Here is a 584-nt window from a genome sequence, read left to right as displayed (position 1 = left end):
TGTCCAGTCGCATTTGCAAGATCGCGCAGCGTTCGACGGCGAAGTGCTCCTGCTGGACGATGACCGGATCTACAGCGACGACGGCTCGAATCTGGGGCTGGCCGTCGATCCGCAGCAGCTAGCGTATGTCATCTACACGTCGGGCACGACCGGGAATCCGAAAGGCGTGATGGTCGAGCATCAGGGCGTGTGCAACTTCAAGTTTTTCTGCGAGCATACTTTGCAGATTGGCAAGCAGGACCGCATCGTGCAGTTTGCCAGCTTTTCGTTCGACGCGTCGTGCTCAGAAATGATCATGAGCTTATTTTTCGGGGCAGCGCTGTATGTGCCGGACGCTTCGGTCATTTTGGATCATCATTTATTCGAGCAGTACGTCCGCGACAACGGAATAACGGTGGCGACTCTGCCTCCGACCTATGCCGTGTACTTGAACCCGGCGCACGTTCCGAGCCTGAAGACACTGATCACGGCCGGCTCCGCTTCCTCCGCCGAGCTGGTGGGGCAGTGGAAGGACCACGTGCGCTATATCAACAATTACGGCCCGACGGAGGATTCTATTTGCTCGACCACTTGGGTGTATTCGA

Annotated in this window: 1 protein-coding gene; it reads left to right on the top strand. The window is 56.8% G+C overall.

Features of this window, described 5'->3' with window-relative positions:
- On the top strand, positions 1-584 hold a 584-nt coding region (locus PEL01S_RS34255), incomplete at both ends, for an AMP-binding protein (RefSeq protein ID WP_164824398.1).

Source organism: Paenibacillus elgii NBRC 100335 (assembly GCF_004000865.1).
Lineage (GTDB): Bacteria > Bacillota > Bacilli > Paenibacillales > NBRC-103111 > Paenibacillus_G > Paenibacillus_G elgii.
Note: the sequence above shows the minus strand (reverse complement) of the source record. Positions and strands in the feature narration are given on the sequence as shown.